At 37.8% G+C, this 4,487-nt stretch carries 3 protein-coding genes and 1 pseudogene; 1 reads left to right on the top strand and 3 read right to left on the bottom strand.

Annotation, left to right across the window (positions count from 1 at the left end; all coding sequences use genetic code 11):
* Nucleotides 1-871: 871 nt before the first annotated feature.
* The 3 genes and pseudogenes from KI367_RS26490 to KI367_RS26485 form a co-directional block, all read right to left on the bottom strand.
* Nucleotides 872-1,879 (bottom strand): hypothetical protein, encoded by a 1,008-nt coding sequence (locus tag KI367_RS26490; protein ID WP_212953262.1) that lies wholly within the window; start codon nt 1,877-1,879, stop codon nt 872-874.
* A 160-nt stretch (nt 1,880-2,039) separates the two neighbouring features.
* Nucleotides 2,040-2,613: pseudogene (locus tag KI367_RS27410) on the bottom strand (recombinase family protein).
* 629 nt (nt 2,614-3,242) lie between these two features.
* Nucleotides 3,243-3,497, bottom strand: a complete 255-nt coding sequence (locus KI367_RS26485; RefSeq protein ID WP_212953260.1) for a hypothetical protein — start codon at nt 3,495-3,497, stop codon at nt 3,243-3,245.
* Between the two features lie 104 nt (nt 3,498-3,601).
* Between KI367_RS26485 and KI367_RS26480 the strand changes: the two genes are divergently transcribed.
* Nucleotides 3,602-4,351: a DUF6060 domain-containing protein gene (locus tag KI367_RS26480; RefSeq protein WP_212953257.1), complete on the top strand. Its 750-nt coding sequence runs from the start codon at nt 3,602-3,604 to the stop codon at nt 4,349-4,351.
* Nucleotides 4,352-4,487: the final 136 nt, after the last annotated feature.

Here is a 4,487-nt window from a genome sequence, read left to right as displayed (position 1 = left end):
GGTGTGGTAGACTTCACCTTAAGGGTGCTCCTCTCTTTGGGTGATGTGTTCTCGACAAACACCATTCTACCAAAGATTTGAGCACTTTTTCATATTTTCAAAGAGCAGTACTTTCGAAATTCAGGATAAGTTTTCTTTCAAACAATAACTTTTCCTTTATAGATGTAAGGGAGATCGGCGTAAAAACGGAATATTGCATTCAAATGGACAAATGTTAGCTGCAGCGTACCTGGTATGGCCGGTTGGCCATTGCGCCCTCTCCGTTGTTGGTCAGGTAGCGTTTAAAATCCGCAATATCTCTTTTGGGCCGCAAATACCGGATAAACGTCCTTTACATATTGAGATTGCTCTTGCCTTAGCCACTTTACGAATCTCTTCCAACTTGTCACATAATTCAAGATCGTCTTGCCCGATATTCCCTTATCATCAAATGGAAAAGAAATTCTTCAAACATAAAAATCACCGCTTCTAATTTATAGAATACGACGAGTTTTTCAGCCCTTAGCTAACGGTGCTATGCGGCTTTTATCTTTTCGTTTTACAACAATTTTTCATATTCTGTATAGAGAATATGACGAGTGCCCTCTATTGAAGGTTTTTACGCGGCTGCATTCTTTTCTTATTGAACTAACGTGTATCCTGCCTGTTAGCGCAACACGGCTGCCAATCGATGAATGAAAAACGGAGCAGCGTGCCACTGGCAAACTGCTCCTTAAATTTTAGAACTATTGTTTCCAGTTAGTTAATCCGTGAGTCAAACACCCCGCTGTCCCATAAACTGTATCGGTCCTTAAAGCCTTAAACTTTCACTGGAGGATAATAAAAAGAGAAAAGCCCTCTGAACATAGTTGGCTCTTCCGTCTTTTTGTGGTTAAACTAGCGGTGAAATTATCGTATCCGGGAAATCATGAACTATATTTTTCTTATTGTGAAGGATTATCAATAACATGAGGACTTGTTCAATACCATCTTCAATTTGTTGCTCAGAGACCCCCTCGGGAATTTGCCCAATGGAATGTACGATTTTATTTCTCCAATTGACTACACTTTTTACAGTTTCTAAATTAACTTTCTCAAGACTTTGTGGGTTAATTGTTAGGTCAAGTAAGCCGGATAATCGAGCTGAGAGACCAAACTCTGGTTTTAAAAAATCATCAATTTTTTTCTTCGTAAATTTCTTGCGGTTTTTTAGGTATTCTCTAAGAAATCCTGTTAATGCAACTTCTAATCCAATAACTGATTCAAGAACGGAGAGTCGATAATTCTTAGTTCTTAAGTGTTCTATTGAATTTAAGTAAAGGTCTAGTTCTGTTGGTATTGGGTTATCAGCAATTATTTGCTCCCGCACTTTTTCCCAATGTATATAATCCATGCTAAATAGGTAATTACTATCCCTCTTCACTAAATCATTGGGATATCTGCTCAAATTGTTTAGAATAGAGATTCGGAGGTCACTGACATTTTTCCAATTTACATTGTCGAATGAAAATTTGGGGGTTAATGAGTCAAATAAAAAATCATCATAATTCTCATCCATAACAACAAGTTCATGAAGGTGCGGTATTATTCCATGAACCCTCAGGTTTCTAATGACCCTATTTGTTAATTTGAACATCGTTTTTGTTAATTTTTTTCTGTCTTCGATTAGTTGAGAGATATTTTCCGAATCAGGTTTATCCTCAATTGTGAATTGTATATTTTTTGTTATGTAATAGCTAAACCTTGTTTTGTCATTTCGGATCTTTTGACCCGCAAATTCACTTATAAATTCCACAACACCTTCCATATTTTTATATTCAAATTTTACTTTATAGCATGTTTGAATTTCGTCATTATTTACTATGTATATTTCGATTGGCAGAGACCACCTTAATAGCATGTAAACCCCCTTCCTTCAAATGCTTCAAAAATATTTTACACCAATTTTCAAAATTAGTATAAAGTATACTTCCATTATTTGTTCAGGTATTGATAGTAACCTCCCGTTAGCTTAAAAGGTGATGATGCCGAATATAATAATTCCTTGCCTTCAACTATTATTAAACTTCAGTTTCTGCTTCTTGTGTTTCATCGACTTCTCTGACTCGTCGGTAAAAGGTCGTCCTCTTCATATCGATCTGTCGTATAGCCTCGGTTGCAGTTATCAGTCCGTACTTCCACTCCTTGAACACCCGAAGAAAACGACTATCGATTTCCTTCCCGAGGTCTGCCAAATGTAACTCCTTCCGTTCGTGCAACTTCAATACCTTCCGCCTGTCGTTGCCGATTCTTCTTTCACTCCTGTTCAGCCACATATGCTAGGAGGCTTAAAAACTGATCCTCTATCACCTTCCCGAAGTCACCCATTGTTTTAAAACTTTCGACTATCGAACAAGGTCTCATTATCCAGGCAGACAAGGTCTGCACCGATTTCGCGTGTAATATGCTTCCATTCCCGAATGATCCCATCATAATCTCGACCAAGCCGGTCAAGCGCATCCACCTAACCCAGGTCGCCTTCACGGACCATCAGCCGCATAGCTTGGTAGCGAGGGTGGTCAAAGTCCTTACCACCCTGAGTTGCCGTTCTGTATTTTGATCCTTCACCGAAACCCGGCCATATCCGATCTCCATTTATGTACCCTCTCTGCTATTTACTGTTCCAAAATGCCGTCTCACAAGTGGATTGTTCCTAAATATACTTCAGGACTTTTTGACAAGAGAACAGTCCCTTTCTTGTGTGCCAAAAAGTATGCTTTTCGAGACAATCCAAACAATTCAAAAGGCCGTCGTAAATGACGGCCTTCCTTGATTCTACTATCGTGTCCCGTTAGTCGAATATCTTTCCACTCGGCAGTAACATTGATTATTTCGTCTTTCTTTGCGCCTGCTCGTCTCAAAAACTTACCTCCGTTTTTCAACCACCTCAAAAACTAAGAGGTGGTTATTAGTCCTGTGTTACTTGCTAAGGCCGCTCTCACTTCAAACTCAAAATTTATTTTTGAGCTCAAAGTAGATCCATAAAATCACATGTACAAAAAAGCTCAAAATGATCCCTTTACTTGCCAGTAAAGGATATCTTGAGCTTTTTCAATGCACAGAAATAGGTGTACAAAATTCCTCGAACTTCGGTTATCGTAATTTACCATCTCTGGTGAAACAGTAAATTTGATTTTGCAGCTTAATACTGGCTCAATGTACCACTAGCCTTTGTCCTTTTACACCGCGCACTGAGTGCTGATTTTCTAGTTCCGTTTACATCATCAGTCTCCATATTTATCTTTATTGCCTTCGGAACTATCCACAATCTCGGCAAAATAGAGATAGATCAGACCTATTATGAAAGAAACAACACTTAAATAAAAAAGGCTCGGTCCAATATATTCTAAAGCAGCATTAAAAAACTTGTCACTGAGTACTGTTGTTTTGGACCCAAAGATTGCTGCAGCTATATACCTAATTCCATACAGGAATGCTGCTATCCCAATAAATGATATGCCTGCTCCTCGCTTATTCATATTGATCTCTCCTAACTTTTTTATATTTATATTGACATATAATAGAAAACAATAGTACATTTAATTTGTAATTATCATAATTTTACAAATCAGGAGGTAAATGTATGAAATTATTTAAAGTTGGGTTTTCTGGATTTTTGTCACTTTTGATTTTCGCAGTTTTCGCATTTAGTGCTAGTGCAAATCCAGTATCGGATGAAACAACCACAACCAAGAATGTAGATGGCAATCAGTATTTTCAGGACCCGATAACTGGTAAAACTATCACAACGGTTTACAAAACAACTCCTGATGGAGGATTAGAGAAAGTCGATTTCGAGGAATTTGTTAAAATCAGACAGCAAGATCAAGAAATAAAAGATAAGATATCCAAATCACAAGACGAGCTAACGCCTCTTTCTCGGTATATCATACCTACAGGTGTTCTTGTCACCATTAAATATACTAAGCAAATAGATTCTGAAGTGACAGGTTCAGCTTATCGGGTATCTAATCCGTACAACTGTCCTTCTAATGCCCCTTCTCCATGCACCAGTAATGCTACATATTCGGCAACTGAAACCGAATCATTTTCTGCTAATGTAGCCAATGGAGATATTTTGAAGCAAATTAAATTACAGTGTAGTTATACATGGTCATCATCAGCTACTGTGTCAAACACTTATACATTAACTATCACACCGGGAAAAACAGGGTATTTAATGTTTATCCCTCATAAGATTTATACTCAAGGAAAACAAGACACTTATGCTGATGCAGCTTTGGTTAAATCAGAAACAGTATGGGGATATACACCTAAAACATTAACAGGCTCAGGAATACTTGATGGTTATGTATATGGAGTAATTGAATAATAATGAAATTAAACCTGAATTTCGAAAGCCCATAATGGTGGCCAGTTTGTAGCAGGATTAGTAGGCAACAACTGTAATAAACAGGGAAATACCCAGTGGATTACGCGACGATTCTGAAAAGAGGGTAGTCTTTCCC

The organism is Paenibacillus cookii (assembly GCF_018333375.1).
Taxonomy (GTDB): domain Bacteria; phylum Bacillota; class Bacilli; order Paenibacillales; family Paenibacillaceae; genus Paenibacillus_AQ; species Paenibacillus_AQ cookii.
The sequence above is the reverse complement of the archived record's forward strand: the minus strand, read 5'-3'. Positions and strand labels throughout refer to the sequence as shown.

Coding starts and splice junctions, on each gene's coding strand:
- KI367_RS26490 (WP_212953262.1), bottom strand. CDS start 1,879: ATGCTATTAAGGTGGTCTCTGCCAATCGAAATATACATAGTAAATAAT.
- KI367_RS26485 (WP_212953260.1), bottom strand. CDS start 3,497: ATGAATAAGCGAGGAGCAGGCATATCATTTATTGGGATAGCAGCATTC.
- KI367_RS26480 (WP_212953257.1), top strand. CDS start 3,602: ATGAAATTATTTAAAGTTGGGTTTTCTGGATTTTTGTCACTTTTGATT.